A 17366-nucleotide genomic window follows, 5' to 3' on the forward strand; every position below is an offset into this window, starting at 1 on the left:
CCCCTCCAAACCGATTGATTGGCCCCCAACCCGGAACCGCATCGGTGATTGAAAAGACGTTCGTCTGCGCGGATGCAAGTGCTGGTACGAGGAACATGGCTGCAACGACGATACGGCGAATCATTGTGTATGGTTCTCGGCGAGAGGGAAAACCGGGCGCCCGAATGCGAGCACCCACGGACTTGCTGATTAAAACTCAGCAAAAAATATTCCAATACTGAAGAGTTGCGCACTCAAGCGATACTTCAGTTTCCTGCGCCGCGTATATCAAGAGGAGCCACAGTCACAAACATCACAATTGCCCGCGATTTCGTGGCATGTGGAAAGAAACAATTCGCAAGACCGGCCAGCCATCTTCTGTGGTGTCCGCGTGACACTATGTGTGGCGCTGTCACATCGAACGTATGGCTCAGCTCGCTAGACCCTTTGGCGCTGTTACGCGGACGGAAAAGACTAGCCCACCCCCCCTCACGCCAAACGCGCCACCTGCCTCCCATAGCGCCGCAAATACAGCCACAAACTCCAAACCGTCAACACCACCGCGCCGATCATGCTTGTGACGCCCACGAATCCGATGAAGTACGCGAAGACCCTCCACGCGCTGTCCGCTTCCCACCCCTCGCGACCAGCCAGCGTGGCGGCGAAGAACCAGAAATACGCAGCGCCCAGCCAGATACTCTGAAAGGTGGTCTTCCACTTGGCCGGGCCGATGGCGGCGATGACCAAGCCGCGACGCGCGGCGACCTGCCGGAACACGGTCATGAAGGCCTCGCGACCGAGTACCACCAGTACGATCCACAGCGGCAGCGACACGGCGCCGAAGGGGGTCTGAAACAGCAGCGGTGTGGGCTCCGGCATGGTGCCTTCGGGCACCAGCAGCGTGTAGTGCTTCTGCAGCCAGTACATCGGAATCAACGTCGCCACCAGCAATAGCTTGTCGGCCAGCGGGTCGAGCACGCGGCCGAGGTCGGTGACGAGGTTGCGCGACCGCGCGAGGTGGCCGTCCCAGTAATCGGTGACGGCGGCAATCACGAACAGCATGAACGCGATAAAACGCGCGGTCGACGACGTGGTGAACGGCAACCACGCAATCAGCGGCGTCAGGGCGATGCGGCCCATCGTGATTGCGTTCGGAAGGTTCACAGGGTGTATAAAGAGGCGGGAGGTCGGGTGCGCGCCACGGCCGCGATTATGCGAGCGTTTTGAGCACGAGCTTGGAAACGGCTTTCAAGGTGTCGAATACGCCGTCGCCGGTGACGGCCACAGCTTCAAAGGTCGGAACGCGCTCCACCCACTCACCGGTGGGCAACTGGCTCACCAAAAGCTCGCCCGGTTTGAAGGGATCCGCCACTGCGCGCATACGCGTGGGGTCGGTCACTTCCCAGCCGGGATTGAGCATGGACTGCAGCTCCGCGAGGGGCGCCGCGTTGGGCAAGTCGCGCTTGTTGTACTGAATGACGAACGGCATGCGTGTGAGATCATACCCATACGCCGCCATGTTGTCATACAGGTTCTGCATGGACTCGAGGTTGGCCTCGGCGCGCTCCACCTGCGCGTCGGCCACGAACACCACCCCATCCACACCCTTCAAGATGAGCTTGCGGCTGGCATTGTAGTAGACCTGACCGGGCACAGTGTACAGATGAAATCGCGTGCGGAAGCCGCGAATCGTGCCCAGGTCGACCGGCAGGAAGTCGAAAAACAGGGTGCGTTCTGTTTCCGTGGCCAGCGAGATGAGCTTTCCTCGGGTGTTCGGAGAGACCTTGCCATACACGTATTCGAGATTGGTCGTCTTGCCGCCGAGCCCCGGACCGTAGAACACGATCTTACAGTTGATCTCACGGGACGCGTAGTTGATCATCGACATCGATTACGGCCCCTTACTGGAAAAGCCGATCGATCTCATCCTCGGCGCCAGCCAGGAACCCTGGGGGCGGCGTGGACGCGGACCCACCGCGGGAGAAGACCCCTTCGAACGTCTTCGTGAGCTCGTCGACGGCCGACTTCATGCGCAGTCTCACGAGGCCGAGCGTGGTACGGTTGTCGAAGAGCACGACCAGAATGACGCGTCGGGCGATGTCGGCTAGGTACATGGACTCCTTCTCGCCCTGATGAAACAAGACGCTGAAGTCGGTCTCGCCGATGAGGCGCGCCAGCTGATCGTTGGCGCTGAAGTCGGCCGCGGTGAGCGTGGCGAACGCGGTCGCGTCGAAGTTCGGTGGCTCGCCTACTGTGGCGACCAACTGTCCACTCCGGTCTACGAGCAGAGCGCAACGCGCCTTTGCGTCGTAGAGGAACCGCTGCAGCGTAATGGTGATGGCCCCGAAGTCGTCCTCGGTGAACGACCAGGTGGCAGCGCCAAGGGACATGAACGGTGGGTGGAAGGGATCAGGTGCCGCGCGCCAGCGTCACGTGCCTGGCATGCCGGTCCATTACGAACGTAACAGCTGTTCCGTGCGGCGCAGAACCCCTCGGGCCTTGCGACGCAGCAACGGAAGCGGCTCCCACTGGAGATAGTCGCGAAGGAGCCGCGCACTATCAACGCTTGGATGCGCCCGAAGGTAACCGAGCGCGGCCAAGCGACTCGTGGCGTCTGGAGCGAAGAGAGATCGACGATGCCGCTGCTGGTGCGCGCTCCAGCCGACCAGCCCTACAGTCAGACCGGCCACGAGTCCGGTGGCAAGCATGCCCACGACGGTCCAACCAGTTCCTCTCTTTCGCATCAGAGCATCTCCCTGCGGGCGGACAACGCCTGCGCGATCGTCACGCCATCGGCATATTCGAGGTCGCCGCCCACGGGCAGGCCGCGGGCGATCCGGGTAATGCGGACCCCACGCGGCAACAACTGCCGCTGGACGTAGAGCGCGGTGGCTTCCCCTTCGAGCGACGGATTGGTGGCCAGAATGACCTCCTTGACCCCTTCGGGCTCGATCCGGACAAGGAGGTCGTCGATGGCCAGATCGTCAGGTCCGACGCCATCCAGAGGCGATAGCCGCCCACCCAGCACGTGGTAGCGTCCGCGAAACTCTCCGGCACGCTCGATCGAGGCAATGTCGGACGCTTCCTCGACCACACAGACGATGGCCGGGTCGCGCCGCGGATCGGCGCAGAGCGCGCATAGCGGCGACTCGGTGAGGTTGTGACACCGGTCGCAGGTACGCACCCGCTCGATCAGCTGCACGAGCGCCTCGGCCAGCCGTCGGCTCTGCGCGTGCGGCTGCCGTAGCAGATGATAAGTGAGCCGCAGGGCGGTTTTCCGGCCGATACCGGGCAGACGCGCCAACTCGCTCGTGAGTTCGTCGATGACGCTCAACGGGGTACGATCAAAACGGAAGCTTGAAAGGCAGGTCGATGCCGCCGGTGACTTTGCTGAGCTCCATCTGCATCGCTTCGGCCGCCTTCTTCTGCGCTTCGGCCACCGCGACTACGATGAGATCCTCGAGCATCTCGATGTCGTTGCCGTTGACGATGGTCGGATCGAGCTTGATGCGCTTGAGCTGCATCTTGCCGTCCACGTCGGCGGCGACCATCCCGCCCCCGGCCAGCGCCGAGAACGTACGCTGCGACATCTCGTCCTGCATGGTCTGCATGCGCGACTGCATGTCCTTGAACTGGCCCATCATCTTGAACAAATCCATGACTGTTCCTTGAGTCGTTAGTCGAGTAATTCGAGGTCGAGCGCGCGCACGGCGGCTTCGAGCAACGGGTCCTTCGACGACAGCTGTTCGGTGCGCTGCTGCTGCACGTCGTGCGCCGTGAGGCGCTTCGTCGTATCGCGCGGCGCCCGCGACTGCGCCTGCGTGCCGGCATTCACCGAGGACACCACTGTTACCCCGGTCACGCCGTCAAAGCACACCTGCAGTGCCGCGAGAATATCGGGGCGTGCGCCATCGGCGGCCCGGGCGAAGGTGTCGTCGGCCGGATCGTAGCTCAGCGCCACGCTGCCGTGGGCCGAGACGGACGCCGGCACCAGCCGCGCGACGGCCTGCGCCAGCATACCGCGGCCAGCGCTCTTGATCGCGTCACTCACACTGCCCCACCGGGCCTTGAGCTGTTCCACCGAGGGCGGCGGTCCCACTCTCGGCGCGGCCGCGGCGGCACGCGACGCCGGACCTTGCTCCGCCAGCTGCGCGGCGGCGGCGGCTTCCGCCACTTGCTGCGTAGCCGAGCGCGGCGGCGCCATCACACTCGGCGCCGGCGCTACCGCGTACGCGACTGCGGGAGGAGGTGACGGGGGAATCGCATGGGCCGACGCCACGCGCGGCTCGTGCGCGACACGACGCGGCGGTGGATCATCCTGACCACCGGCCCCGAAGCCCTTGATTACCTCTTCGAGTTCCACCGTCCGATCGAGCAGCGCAAAGCGCACGAGCAGCGTCTCGAGCAGCAGCTGCGGCTGCCCACTGCGGCGATACATCGGCTCGATCTCCAGCAGCGCGTGCAGCATCCGCAACAGGTCGCCGGCGGACAGCTGTCCCTTGCGCTCGTTGAGCGCGACACGCATGCGCTCCGACAACTCAGGCGGCACGCCGCCGAGGGCGATCGTGAGCTGCGCCCGTAACATGCGACCGATGCCAGCCAGCAACAGTATCAGATCGACGCCGCCGTCGGCCTGACGCTGCACGGCGCCGAACACGTCGACAGCACGACGCTGCGCGATGATGTCGAGAAGAGACAGATACTCCTCTTCGGGCACGAGCCCCAACGCCGTGCGCACACGCTCTGAGGTGACCTCGGCGGTTTCCCCGAGCGAGAGCACCTGGTCCGTGAGCGACAATGCATCGCGCAGGCCACCGTCGGCCGCGCCGGCAATCATCCCCAGCGCATCGGGCTCGAAATGGATCCCTTCTTCAGTAAGCACGGAGGCGAGCCGCTCACGGATTTCCGCAGGGCCGATACGCTTGAGGTCGAACCGTTGGAGACGCGAAATAACCGTGGGCAATACCTTCTGCGCCTCGGTCGTGGCAAACACGAACACCACGCGCGGGGGCGGCTCCTCGAGCACCTTGAGCAGCGCATTCCAGGCGTCACGCGACAGCATGTGCGCTTCGTCGATGATGTACACCTTGTAGCGATCATCACCGGAGGGGGCATACATGGCACGTTCGCGGAGCTCGCGCGCATCGGCCACACCGCCATTCGACGCCGCATCGATCTCGACCACGTCGAGTGAGGCGCTCCCACTCCAGATGCGCTGACAGCTGGTGCATCGCCCACAGGGTTCGCCGGCTGCGGCCATCGCCTTGCTGAAAGCGGTGGCGGAGGCGGTGCCGCTCGCGCGGCGGGCGTCGGCCAGCTCCTCACAGTTGAGGGCCATGGCGAGCACGCGGGCCAGCGTCGTCTTGCCGGTTCCACGTGGGCCACAGAGCAGATATCCGTGTGCGACACGCCCGCTGGCGATAGCGCCTTTGAGCGTATTCGCGACATGGGACTGCACCGCTACGGTCGCGAAGTTCCGGGGGCGGTATTTGCGGGCGAGGGCGAGCGACATACCTGAAATCTACACGTCGGAGAAGCGGGTGGCCGAGGACGGAGCACTTCTCACGGTCGTCAGTACCACTTCGCGACGACGCTGGTTAACCTTCCATTGCTCCGGGTCCCGGAGGGCGACAGCCCGCCAAATCCGTCAGGACCCCGAAGGTAGCAGCGGCACGTGGAGTCTGGCGTCGCTTCGTCAGGCCCGGAGCACTGCGCACGGGAGGATTTGCTCGAGAGAGAGCGGACCTCCCGTGCGCTTTTTTGTGCACGGGAGGTTGCAGTTACACCAACGCGTCGGAGAGGGCCTGCGCGATTTTCGGTCCGTGCTGCGCGATCAACTCGATCGGCGCATTTAGGTGGGCCACCGCGCGCACCCGGCTGCTGTGCCATTTCGAGAGTCGCACCCCGAGAGCAGCAGCGCGCGCGACCACGTCATCAGCGCACGGCCTGGGCAGGTCGATCATCACGATGTTGGTGTCGGGCATGACGACCTTCGCCCCACCGACACCGTCTACCAGATGGGCGAGATACATCGCCGCTTCGTGATCTTCCGCGAGCCGGTCGAAGTGGTGTTCGACACCGTACAGCGCGCCGGCCGCCAGTATGCCGCTCTGACGCATACCGCCCCCGAAACGCTTGCGGGCACGATGCGCCCGCGTGATCACATCGGCCGGCCCCACGAGGCAGGCGCCGACCGGTGCGCCAAGTCCCTTGGAGAACGACACCATGACGGTATCGGCGCACCCGGCGAAATCGGCCAGTGACGTGCCGGTAGCGACGGCGGCGTTCCAGAGGCGGGCGCCATCGAGGTGCACGGGCAAGCTCACGCCGCGCGCGACAGTGGCGAGCTCGCGGAGCTCGTGGAGCGGTGTGACGGCGCCGCCGGCACCGTTGTGCGTGTTTTCGAGGCACACCATCGACGGCTCGACGGCGTGTATCGACAGGGCACGAATACCGGCCAGCAGATCGGGGGCGCGAAACACCGATGTGGCGCCGCGGATCGGACGCACTTGCACCCCGCACAGGGCAGCGGTCGCCGCGATCTCCCAGTGAATAATGTGCGCATCAGCGTCGAGCAGAATCTCGGTGCCCGGGCTGCTCTGCACCCAGATCGCCGCCTGATTGGCCATGGAGCCGCTGGGGAAGAACAGCGCGCGCTCTTTGCCGAGCCGCTCGGCCACCACCGCTTCCAGTCGGCGCGTGGTCGGGTCGCCGTCGAGTACATCATCGCCGACCTCGGCATCCGCCATCGCGCGACGCATCGCGACGGTCGGCCTGGTCACCGTGTCACTGCGTACATCGAGCAGCGGTGGAACGACGGACGGCATAGCAACTGACAGAACGGCGAAATCGGTCACGGACGTTTGGTTGGTAGTCGTTTGTTCGGCTTCGCGCGTGTCGGCGAAGCGGCGGCGGCGCGAAGCGATTCCTCGGCCTCTCGCAGGGCCGCCAGCTCGCTCCGTCGCAGATCGAACGCCTGCGCGACTTCGCCACCGATCAGAAAGAGCAGCGCGCCGTAATATGTCCAGAAGACGATCGCGACGATGGCGGCAATGGTGCCCGTATACAGCGAACTCGGATCGAAGCGCGCGACGAAGATCCCGAAGAGATGCCGCGCGATTTCAAAGAGGATCGATGCCGTGAGCGCGCCGATCGCCGCCGTGCGGATGCCTGGCCTGCGCCGCGGTAGTCCGCGATACATCGCGTAGAAGAGCACGAAGACGACGGTGAGCGCCATCAGTCGGCCAAGCAGGTATCCCACGCCCCCCATCGATTCGGTGCGCAGTCCCGTTTCCTGCAGCAGCGCCAGGCCGCGCGTGGTGGCGAGATCCACGTAGGTCGAGATCACCACGTAGACCACGATAGCGAGGGTGGCGATGATCGTCGCGAAGAAGTCGAAGACCTTGCCGGCGACGATGCCGCGATCAGTGCCGTCGAAGATCAGCGCGAGGACGCTGCGCAGTGATCCAAAAAGACGCGTAGAGAACCAGGCGAACCCGATCGCCGAATACGCCGTGACGGCGCCGCGTGTCTCGAGCACGTCGGCTACGATGCCGCGCAAGAGTTCGCCGGCCGAGTTGACACCACTTGGCAACAATCGATCGACAAGGGCGGTGACGGTATTCGCCGCCTCCGTCGTTTCGCTGCCAAGCAGGAACGAGAGCCCGGAGATCAGCAATAGCACGAACGGCAGAAGGGCGAGCAGGACATTGAAGGCCAGCCCGCCCGCCAGGAATAGCACATTGTCCTCAGCGCCCTGATTCCAGACGCGTCGGACAATGTCCCACCAGCTTTCAGCCTTCGCTCGAAGCGCCAGTGGACTCCTCCCCGGAGCTTGCGACCATATCGTCAGGCGCGCTGGTGTCATCGGGTCCGTGACGCCGGCCGTGTTCGCGATAGGCGCGACGACTGTCGGCATACGCACGCTTGCTGTCCGCCACTGCACGCTCGAGGTCGGCGCGCGCCTGTGTAGCCGCATCGCGACCGGCGGATACGGCATCGCCCACAGCCTGCACACGTGAGCTCACGGCATCGCGGGCACGTCCCACCTGCTCGTCGAACTGAAAGCGCGTCTTCTGGACAGAGTCGGCAACTTTCTCGCCGAACTCATCGGTCATGTCCTTCATTTTACGCCCGGCTTTCCGCGCCTCGTCCTGAAGACGCTGCCGGGTTTCAGCACCACTGGCCGGCGCGAACAGCAACGCAGCCCCTGCCCCGATCGCGAGACCGAGCAAGAAGGTCCCGATCCCACTAGTCCCATTGTCACGGTCGATCACCACCACGCGGTCATCGTCGTACTCGTCGTACCGGGCCATATCACACCTCGCAAGCAGTGATGAGTTGCCACTACATACTGACAACTCAGTCCGAAAGATCCGCGTCGTCCGGGGCGGCCACAATGGTGCTGGCTCCCGTCGGAAACGGGCGATGCTGCTCAGGTATCGTGACGAACTGCTCGACGATCGCACGGGTTCCGGCGATGCCCAGCTGTTCGAACAGGAATGTGAACTTCTTGTCGTACGCCGCGCCGAGCGTGCCACGTACATCGGCGGGTAATGCCCACAGCTGCTTCTTGAACGGTCCGATCGCCTTCTTGCGCGCCTTGTAGTAGAACTGTCCGTCGCTGTCGGTCGCCTTCCGTTCATCCTTCGCATTGGCGTCCAACCACGCGTACATATCGGCGCGCAGGGCGGGCGGAATGTGATCGAACATCATGGTCTGGAAGTTCGTCGCGAGATGGATTTCCGCCGTCTCGAGCCGCGGGAAGTTGCTGAACGCGGCATCGGGCAACGTGGATGCACCGTGCTGTACTGCACCAGCCATGCCATAGCGATCACGCCCGATCTTCGAGAGCTTCTCGAGCGTGTCGAAATCAAGGGCCACATCGGCAATGGAACCGTCGGCGAGCACGATGCCGCCGTGCGACGTACCCGACTGTACCGAGATCTTGGAAAGCCCAGCCGTTCCGGGCGCCTGTGCCTCGAGCGTGGCGTTGAATCCATCCATGAACGCTTCCAGCTCGTCCGGCGTGCTGTTCTCGGTACCGACCTCACCGATCTCGCCGCCGATGGAGATAGTAACGCCGGCCGGCTCGGCCGCGCGCACGAAGCGCGCAATATCCACGCAGACTTCGTAATTGAGGCGCTGCTGTTTGGCCAGCGTTTCCTTGGACAAATCGACCAGCGTTGAGGTATCGACGTCGATGTTGTAGAAGCCGGCGGCGACGGCTTCCGTGACCAGCGCCTTCACCGCGTTCACTTCCGTGAGGGGATCGACGGCGAACTTCTTGTGGTTGACCTGGAAGTGATCACCTTGGATGAACACCGGTCCGCGATATCCTTCCCGCAGCGCGGCCGCGAGAATCACCGACACGTACTCGTCGGGGCGCTGTTCGGTGTAGGCGATCTCGGAGCGGGCAATTTCGAGAATGAACGCGCCCGCCTGCAGCGTAATGGCCGTGCGGAAGATGGCGCGGGTCGTGTCGTACGTGAGCGCGCGGATGTTCATCGCGGGCACCGTGAATCCACTGCACTTACTTTGGCCGCGGGCGACATACAACTCGTGAATCGACGCGGCACGAACACCGACCGTCTGACCCAGCTCCCAAACGAGCCAGCGGGCGAAGGTGCGCTCGCCTTCGTTGCCGAAGACCGCCTGATGCACCAGCGCATCCATGTGCGCGGAGGTCAGGACGGCGGCGTCATGCAGCTGAATGCGTCCGTCTTCCACCGTAACGGCACCGCCAAACAAGGACGTCGTGGGCTTCGTGGTATCGGACATTCGTGTCGGGAATCCTGCCCGGCGCGAGCCGGAGCGGGTCAAAGTGAATGAGCGGTGACCCGGGTTTACCGGAACCCGCCTCGAGTACGGGTGAAAGTTTCTACTCTGAAGTCAGGTGCGGCAAGTACGGAATTCCCTTTCAAGTCAAACCATGAAACGCGGGTCCGGCTTGGGAAGGGCGTCCCATTCCGCGCGCGCCTGCTCGCTGCCGGCCCGTCCGAGCATCGCGTAAGCAAAGTTCTTGCCAAGTTCCACCCCCGGCTGATTGAAGGCATTCACATCGTACAGCACGCCGGCGTAGGCGGTGGCCAGCGCGAAGGTCTGCATGAGCGCGCCCACGTGAAAGGCATCGACGGTATCGATGGCCAGGGTCGCGTTGAACCGGCCGCGCGCCGCGAGGGCGCCGGCGGTGGCGCGCTGCTCGATGTCGATCAGCTCGCCGAGGGTGTGCCCCGCGAGATAGCTCAGCTCCGGGATGTCAGCGTGGCGCGCAGGGATGGCCCCTTCCTGCTCGCGCCCCTTCACCGTGATGAAGGTGACGGTCTTGTCGAGGGGCCCCTCCATGAACAGCTGCACCTGCGAATGCTGATCGGTCGCGCCGACGGCCGGCAGCGGCGTCGGTCCCACGGGCGTGCCATCGCTGCGCAGCTTCCCGAGCGACTCGGCCCAGAGTTGCACGAACCAGAGGGCGAGATCGCGCAGGGGGTCGGCATACGGCATGAGGACTTGCACCGAACGCCCGTGACAACTGTCGGCCGTGTGCTGCAGCACCGCAAAAGTGCCAGGCAAGTTGGTGGAGAGATCGGCACTCGCGGCGCGCGTCATGACATCGGCCGCACCAGCCAGCAGTGCTTTCACGTCGATGCCGATCAGCGCGGCGGGCAGCATGCCAACGGGCGAGAGCACCGAGAAACGACCACCGACGTTGGGCGGCACGTCGAGGCTCGTGATGCCTTCGGCCCGCGCGATCTTGCGCAGCGCGCCGACTTCAGGATCGGTGATGAAGATCAAGTGCTCGCGAGCCGCGTCTTCTCCCACGGCGCGCGCCAGCGCCTCGCGCACGATGAGATACTGCGCCATTGTCTCCACGGTGCCGCCGGACTTCGACACCACCAGCACGAGGGTGCGGGACAGCTCGAGCCGCGCGAGTGTAGCGGCGATGGTGGCCGGATCGACGTTGTCGAGCACGTGCAGGCGGGGGGCGCCCCCGCGCGCGTCAGCGCTGAGCGCGTTCCAGGAAGGCGGCCGCAGTGCGGTACGCAGGGCGATCGGGCCTAAGGCTGAGCCACCAATACCCAGCAGCAACACATCGTCGAAGCGACCGCGCGCCTGATCGGCCACGGCGAGTGTGGCGTCGCGCAGCGCATCGTTCACCGGCAACGTGAGGAAACCGAGCTCCTGTTGCATGCCGTGCACGCGAGCGTGCACCTCGGCGAAAGTACCGGCGGCATCGGCGAGCTGCGCAGCGGTAATACCGGCACCGTGCGGTAGTGCCGCACCCATCATGTTGGTGAAATCGAGCGACAACGCCATGGCAACACACTCCCGGCAACGCGTGAGGTCGAATTACGGAACGAATGCAGCTACGCGAGGCTCACTACCAACCCATCGTACGCCGGCGCAATACCCGCTGGCAACTCGGCAGCGAGGGCGGCATGCGACGTGTCATGTGTGAGATGTGTGAGGAACGTGCGTTCGGCACCGATCTCCTGAGCCACCGCCACCGCCTCGGCGACGGACAGGTGAGTAGGATGCGGCTGACGGAGTAACGCATTGAGCACCAGGACACGAACACCGACCAGCGCGGCACGCGCCGTGTCGGGAAGCAGCTTCGCGTCGGTGATGTAGGCGATGTCACCGACGCGATAGCCGACGACCGACGACCGCCCATGCGGTACCGCGATCGGCAGCACATCGGTGCCGTTCACGTTGAAGGGTACGCCGGGCTGGATCAGCGTCAGCGTACCTTCGGGCCGCGTCGTGCCGGGCAACGGACGAAACTGCTCGTCCATGATGTACGGGAAGCGCGCACGCAACGTGTCGAGCGTGGCGGCTTCACCGTACAGCGGCAGCGGCGTGGCGCGACGGATCGTGAAGGCGCGCAGGTCGTCGATGCCGTGGATGTGATCGGCGTGTTCATGCGTGTAGAGCACGGCATCGATGTCGTCGATTCCCGCTGCCACAAGCTGCAGTCGCAGCTCGGGAGGCGTATCGATCAGCAGGCGGGTGCCGCCGCCCGTTTCGATGACGGCGCCGCACCGCGTGCGCTTGTCACGCGGATCGGTGGATCGGCACACCGCACAGCCGCAACCGATCTGTGGCACGCCGAAACTCGTGCCGGTTCCGAGAAACCTGAGGCGCACGGATGTGGTCACGGAGGTGATCAGCGACCGCACCCGTGCGAGACGCCGGTGTGCCGGGTCACACCGTTTCGACTTTGAGTAGATTAGTGGTGCCCGGCACGTCGAACGGCACGCCGGCGGTGACCAACACGCGGTCACCCTTGGTGACGAGGCTCATATCGAGCGCCTCGCGCAGCGCCATCGCCACCATGTGATCGTAACCGCGCGCGGTGGGCACCAAGCGAGGCACGACGCCCCAGACCAGCGAGAGCTGGCGGCACACGCGCGGCTCATCGGTGAGGGCAAGAATCGGCACACTGGGCCGGTGCGACGACACGATGCGCGCCGTGAAACCGCTCTTCGTGAAAACCACGACGAGCGGAGACTGGAGCATGCGCACGGCGGCGACGGTGGCGGCGGCGATGGCCTCCTCGGTGTTCACACCACTGGTCGAGCGACGGTCGGCCCGATTAGCAATACCGGGACGCGGATGCGTCTCGATTTCGGTGATGATCCGACGCATCGCTTCGACCGCGAGACGCGGATAATGACCGGCCGCCGTCTCGGCGGAGAGCATCACCGCGTCGGTACCATCGAGGATGGCGTTGGCGACGTCGCTGGCTTCGGCCCGCGTGGGGCGCGGATTGTCGATCATCGACTCGAGCATCTGCGTGGCCGTGATCACCGGGCGGCCCATGCGATTGGCGAGCGCGATAATGTCTTTTTGCGCATTCGGCACCTGCTCGTACGGCAGCTCCACGCCGAGATCACCGCGAGCCACCATCACGGCATCGGTGGCCTTCATGATCTCTTCGATGTTCTGGAGCGCGACGTCCTTTTCGATCTTTGCGCAGATCAGCATCGACTTCGGAATGAGCACACGCAGTTCTTCGATGTCCTGCGCTTTCCGTACAAAGCTGAGCGCCACCGCGTCGAGATCGTGTTCCACGGCGAATGCGAGGTCGGCGCGATCTTTCTCGGTGAGCGACGGGGCCGACACGGCGATGCCGGGGAGATTCATCCCCTTGTTGCTGGAGAGGAGGCCACCATGGACGACGGTGGCCGTGACCCGCGGCGCGGTGACCTTGGTGACGACCAGCTCGAAGAGCCCGTCGTTGATCAGCACGCGATTGCCCGGCGACACGTCGTGACACAGATCGGCGTACGTGATCGGGATTTCGTCGCCGGTAGCGATCTCCTCAGGCACAAGAACGACCGAGGTACCCGGTTCGAGTTCACGCTTCTCGGGGAGCACACCAATACGGATACGCGGGCCCTGCAAGTCACCAAGAATGGCCACCGGGCGACCGAGTTGTTCAGCCACTTCGCGCACCGTGGCGATCGTACGGGCGTGCTGCTCGTGCGTGCCGTGCGAAAAGTTGATACGCGCAACATCCAGACCGGCCTCGATCAGCGCGCGCACCCCTTCTGCCGAACTGCTGGCGGGACCGAGCGTGCCCACGATTTTCGTGCGCGGCACATGCACGCGACGGAACGTCGACGGGGCGGACTCGTCTGGCGTCGTCGCGGCCGCGCGCTCAGGTCCCGTACGCGGGATCGTCAGAACATCATCAGAAGCTGGCAACAGCGGGGGCTCCAGTAGAAGAAGCAGAGAGCGCAAGCGCGGCGCGTTTGCGATTCAGGCCGGACAGCAGCGTCACGAACGAGAGCTCGAACGACGCCAGCCCCTCGGCCAACAGCGTGTCAGTCACCGTCTGCAGCGACACGCCCTGCGATTCGAGCGCGGAGAGCACGCGCTCGGCGTCCGCGCCGTTCTCGGTGATCGAGGCACGGACTTCGCCATGATCACGAAAGGCTTCGAGCGTGGCCGGCGGCAGCGTGTTCACGGTGTCGACGCCGATCAATTCTTCGACGTACACCACGTCGCGATACGCTGGGTTCTTGGTGCTGGTGCTCGCCCACAGCGGACGCTGCACCTGTGCGCCGCATGAAGCGAGCACGGCCCAGCGCACGCTCGAGAAGCTGGCGGTGAAGAGGCGGTACGCCAGCTTCGCATTGGCGATCGCGGCGCGACCCTGCAGCGCGTGCAGCGTATCGGCCGCGTCCGGATCGGCGGCGGCCATTGCCATGAGCTGCTTGTCGATCGCGGAGTCCACGCGGCTGATGAAGAAGCTGGCCACCGATGCGATACGCGAAACCGGCTTGCCGGCGGCGGCGCGGTCTTCGAGACCGGCCATGAACGCTTCAATGACGCCAGCGTGTGCGCTAATGGAGAAGAGCAGCGTGACGTTGACATTGATGCCGTCGGCGATGAGCTGACGGATCGCTTCGGCGCCTTCGGGCGTGCCCGGCACCTTGATCATGAGGTTCGGACGATCGACGATCTGCCAGAGTCGTCGGGCCTCAGCCACCGTGCCGGCCGTGTCACGCGCCAGATCGGGCGAGACTTCGAGCGACACGTAGCCATCGACGGCATTGGTGCGTTCATAGACGACGCGGAAAGCATCGCAGGCATCACGCACATCGGTCGTGGCGACCAGCTCGAAGGCCTCGCGATCGGAACGGGATCCGTCGAGCGTAGCGAGCTGCACATCGTAAGCGGCTCCCTCCGCGAGGGCCTTCTCGAAGATCGTCGGGTTGGAGGTCTGCCCGGTGAGTGCGTCGTCGCGGATACGTCGCGACAGCTCGCCGTTGGTGAGCATCGCCCGGTCTATATAGTCGAGCCAGAGCGATTGCCCGGCCGCGTGCAGCGCATGGAGACGAGTAGACATGGTGTTGGATGAGGCGCGAACATAGAGTGACCGCACAACCTTTCATGGTAATGTGCTACACCGCTCCCGGGCGAGGCCGAGGGCGGCCGGATATTGGATCGTCGTGGCTTGGTTGCCGTCGCCGTATTCCTGAATATGGCATACAGCATTTCCATGAAACACTCCTCAGTGCTGGTCGTATTCGTCCAGAGTGACTAACCACCTCAAGCCCGACTCCGTGCGCCCTTTCGCTTTTCCTCGTTCGATCTCGCGCAGCCGGCGCCCGGCGCCGCGCGTACCGTTGGCGGCGTCCCCCCTGGCGGCTTCGTGGCTGGCGGCCTGCCGGGGAACGGCCGGGCTGCCTCCCCTGCCAGCCGCGTGCGGCCCGGCGGCAGGTACGGTGTCCACGTCGCTGGCCTCGACGCCGGTCGCGGACCCGCTGGTGACATTCGACAGCGCGTGGAGCATTATCGGGCGCACGCACTGGGACACGACGTACAATGGCGTGAACTGGACGGCCGTGCGGGCCGAGCTGCGCCCGCAGGCGGCAGCGGCCACCACGACCGGCCAGTTGCGGGCGGTATTGTCGGACATGGTGGCCCGTCTCAATCAGTCGCACTTCTCGATCATCCCGCGCGAGATCGCCGACGCCTCGGGGAGTGGCTCTGCCTCTAGCCCCGGTGGTGCGCCGGCGCCCGACCGGAGCGGCTCGATCGGCGCCGAGGTCCGCTATCTGGACAGCACCATTGTGATCGCCCAGCTCGATCGCGACGGACCGGCGGCGCGGGCCGGTGTGCAGACCGGTTGGCGTGTGCAGTCGGTGAACGGGTGCCCGATGTCAGCTCGACTGGCTCGGATGCCGAAGGAGCCGGACGCCCGGCGGGAAGCGCTCATGGCCTACTCGATTGCGACGCAGGCGCTGGCTGGCGCGGTGGGCGATACTGCCACGGTGGTGTTCGCCGATGCCCGCGGTACCGACCGGACGGTGCGCATGGTGCGCGCGCCCGAGCCCGGTGTGGTGGCCAAGTTCGGCAACCTGCCTGCCATGAACGCGCAGCTCACGTTCGAGCGGGTGAAGTCGGCCGGCAAAACGGTGGGCATCATCCGCTTCAACATCTGGATGCCGATCTTGTCGCCGCAGTTCGACGCCGCCATCGACTCGCTGCGCGATGTCGACGCCATCATTCTCGACCTCCGTGGCAACTTCGGAGGCGTGGGCGGCATGTCGATGGGGATTGCGGGCCATTTTCTGGACAGCACCCGCACCATCGGCACGATGGTGCAGCGCGGCGCGACGCTCAAGTTCGTGGCCAATCCGCGCCGTGTGGACACGCGCTCACGGGGCGCCTCCCCGTATGCGGGTCCGCTGGCCATCGTGGTCGACGAGCTGTCGATCAGTACGACCGAGATCTTCGCCGGCGGCATGCAGGCCCTTGGCCGTGCACAGGTATTCGGGGTGCAGACGTCGGGCCAGGCGCTGCCGTCAGTGCCCGAGCGACTGCCGAATGGCGATATCCTGTATCATGCGATCGCCGATTTCCTGAACCCGTCCGGCAAGCCGCTGGAAGGGGCGGGCGTGACGCCGGATCGGCTGGTCCCATTGACGCGTGCGGAACTATTGGCGGGGCGGGATCCGGCGTTGGAGGCGGCGATTGTTTGGGCGCGGCAAAGGGAAAAGCAGTAGGGAGTCGGGAGTAGGGGGTAAGGGGGTAGAAAGTAGGGAGTACGGAGTATCTCGCTCGTGTTGGACTCAACTGGTTCGTCATTCACCTCTCGTTTTTGGAGATGCTGCACATGAAGGCATTACGCTCTTTTGCGGTCGCTACGGCGGCCTTGCTGTTGTCGTCGGCTCCACTTTTGGCTCAAGCGGCGCCGTCGGCGGCGGACGTGATTGCGAAGTACGTGACCGCCATCGGCGGTAAGGATGCAGTCATGAAGATCACGTCGCTCAAGCAAACCTCGACGATGCAGTTGCCGGCGATGGGGATCACGGCGGAAATCGAGGCGTATCAGGCGGCGCCGAACAAGATGGCCACCAAGAGCAGCATCCCCGGTGTCGGCGAGATGTTACAGGGCACGAACGGCGAGGTTGCGTGGGACGCGAACCCCATGGCGGGAGCGCGTCTCCTGGCGGACAAGGAATTGGCGCAAATGCTCGAGGGTGCTGACTTCTACGGCAACATGCTGTATTTGGCAGACCGCTTCACTACGATGGAGAATCTGGGCGTGGTCGACTTCAACGGCGAGAAGAGCTACAAGCTCAAGCTGGTCCGCAAGGGTTCGGGGATCGAGGCCACGCAGTATTTCTCCGTCGCGACGGGGCTCATCGTGGGCGCCGAAACGGCTCAGGTGTCGCAGATGGGGACGATGCAGGTCTCGTCGACGCTCTCTGACTACAAGGAGTTCGGTGGCGTGAAGTTCCCGACCAAGTCCGAGGTCAACATGGGCCCGAACAAGATGCTCATGACGATCACCAACGTGGTGATCAATGGGGCGCCGGCGACCGCGTTCGACATTCCTGCCGCCGTCAAGCCGCTGATCAAGAAGTGACGGA

17 protein-coding genes and 1 other RNA gene are annotated in these 17366 nt (G+C 64.6%); 3 read left to right on the forward strand and 15 right to left on the reverse strand.

From position 1 onward, the window contains the following. Positions 1-468: 468 nt before the first annotated feature. From ACESNG_RS22170 to dnaX, 7 genes are all read right to left on the reverse strand, one after another. A complete protein-coding gene (locus tag ACESNG_RS22170) occupies positions 469-1143 on the reverse strand; it encodes a CDP-alcohol phosphatidyltransferase family protein (protein WP_373070905.1) in 675 nt (224 codons plus the stop codon). Between the two features lie 46 nt (positions 1144-1189). Further along, a complete protein-coding gene (locus ACESNG_RS22175; RefSeq protein ID WP_373061338.1) occupies positions 1190-1867 on the reverse strand; it encodes an ATP/GTP-binding protein in 678 nt (225 codons plus the stop codon). 13 nt (positions 1868-1880) lie between these two features. Continuing rightward, positions 1881-2369, reverse strand: a complete 489-nt coding sequence (locus ACESNG_RS22180; protein ID WP_373061336.1) for a roadblock/LC7 domain-containing protein — start codon at positions 2367-2369, stop codon at positions 1881-1883. Positions 2370-2432: 63 nt separating this feature from the next. Continuing rightward, complete coding sequence (locus ACESNG_RS22185) at positions 2433-2723, reverse strand: hypothetical protein (protein WP_373070907.1); 291 nt, start codon at positions 2721-2723, stop codon at positions 2433-2435. Next, the gene (recR, locus tag ACESNG_RS22190) at positions 2723-3313 is read right to left on the reverse strand and encodes a recombination mediator RecR (RefSeq protein WP_373061334.1); all 591 of its coding nucleotides are present in this window, start codon (positions 3311-3313) and stop codon (positions 2723-2725) included. The genes ACESNG_RS22185 and recR overlap by 1 nt, the downstream gene beginning before the upstream one ends. A 10-nt stretch (positions 3314-3323) precedes the next feature. Beyond that, a complete protein-coding gene (locus ACESNG_RS22195) occupies positions 3324-3638 on the reverse strand; it encodes a YbaB/EbfC family nucleoid-associated protein (RefSeq protein ID WP_373061332.1) in 315 nt (104 codons plus the stop codon). Between the two features lie 17 nt (positions 3639-3655). Further along, complete coding sequence (gene dnaX, locus ACESNG_RS22200) at positions 3656-5491, reverse strand: DNA polymerase III subunit gamma/tau (RefSeq protein ID WP_373061330.1); 1836 nt, start codon at positions 5489-5491, stop codon at positions 3656-3658. Between the two features lie 100 nt (positions 5492-5591). Here dnaX and ffs point away from each other — a divergent pair. Next, an RNA gene (gene ffs, locus ACESNG_RS22205) (signal recognition particle sRNA small type) lies at positions 5592-5688 on the forward strand. Between the two features lie 71 nt (positions 5689-5759). Here ffs and ACESNG_RS22210 read toward each other — a convergent pair. From ACESNG_RS22210 to tal, 8 genes are all read right to left on the reverse strand, one after another. After that, positions 5760-6806: a low specificity L-threonine aldolase gene (locus tag ACESNG_RS22210; protein WP_373061328.1), complete on the reverse strand. Its 1047-nt coding sequence runs from the start codon at positions 6804-6806 to the stop codon at positions 5760-5762. Between the two features lie 26 nt (positions 6807-6832). Then, a complete protein-coding gene (locus ACESNG_RS22215) occupies positions 6833-7846 on the reverse strand; it encodes a YihY/virulence factor BrkB family protein (RefSeq protein ID WP_373061326.1) in 1014 nt (337 codons plus the stop codon). After that, positions 7773-8294 carry a YtxH domain-containing protein gene (locus tag ACESNG_RS22220; RefSeq protein ID WP_373070909.1) on the reverse strand — a complete coding sequence of 174 codons (522 nt, stop codon included), beginning with the start codon at positions 8292-8294 and terminating at the stop codon, positions 7773-7775. Before ACESNG_RS22220 ends, ACESNG_RS22215 begins: the two co-directional genes overlap by 74 nt. A gap of 46 nt (positions 8295-8340) precedes the next feature. Then, on the reverse strand, positions 8341-9759 hold the full coding sequence (locus tag ACESNG_RS22225) for a class II fructose-bisphosphate aldolase (protein ID WP_373070911.1): 1419 nt from the start codon (positions 9757-9759) through the stop codon (positions 8341-8343). Between the two features lie 144 nt (positions 9760-9903). Then, positions 9904-11292 (reverse strand): glucose-6-phosphate isomerase, encoded by a 1389-nt coding sequence (locus ACESNG_RS22230; RefSeq protein ID WP_373061320.1) that lies wholly within the window; start codon positions 11290-11292, stop codon positions 9904-9906. Between the two features lie 50 nt (positions 11293-11342). Further along, complete coding sequence (locus tag ACESNG_RS22235) at positions 11343-12134, reverse strand: MBL fold metallo-hydrolase (RefSeq protein WP_373061318.1); 792 nt, start codon at positions 12132-12134, stop codon at positions 11343-11345. Between the two features lie 46 nt (positions 12135-12180). Beyond that, a complete protein-coding gene (gene pyk / locus ACESNG_RS22240; protein ID WP_373061316.1) occupies positions 12181-13686 on the reverse strand; it encodes a pyruvate kinase in 1506 nt (501 codons plus the stop codon). Further along, positions 13673-14833, reverse strand: a complete 1161-nt coding sequence (gene tal, locus ACESNG_RS22245; protein ID WP_373061314.1) for a transaldolase — start codon at positions 14831-14833, stop codon at positions 13673-13675. The genes pyk and tal overlap by 14 nt, the downstream gene beginning before the upstream one ends. A gap of 379 nt (positions 14834-15212) precedes the next feature. On the opposite strand from tal, the gene ACESNG_RS22250 reads away from it, so the two are divergent. Further along, the gene (locus ACESNG_RS22250; RefSeq protein ID WP_373070913.1) at positions 15213-16496 is read left to right on the forward strand and encodes a S41 family peptidase; all 1284 of its coding nucleotides are present in this window, start codon (positions 15213-15215) and stop codon (positions 16494-16496) included. Between the two features lie 110 nt (positions 16497-16606). Continuing rightward, a complete protein-coding gene (locus ACESNG_RS22255; RefSeq protein WP_373057733.1) occupies positions 16607-17362 on the forward strand; it encodes a hypothetical protein in 756 nt (251 codons plus the stop codon). The last annotated feature ends 4 nt before the right edge of the window (positions 17363-17366 follow it).

The organism is Gemmatimonas sp., from assembly GCF_041689975.1.
In the GTDB taxonomy this organism is placed as follows: domain Bacteria; phylum Gemmatimonadota; class Gemmatimonadetes; order Gemmatimonadales; family Gemmatimonadaceae; genus Gemmatimonas.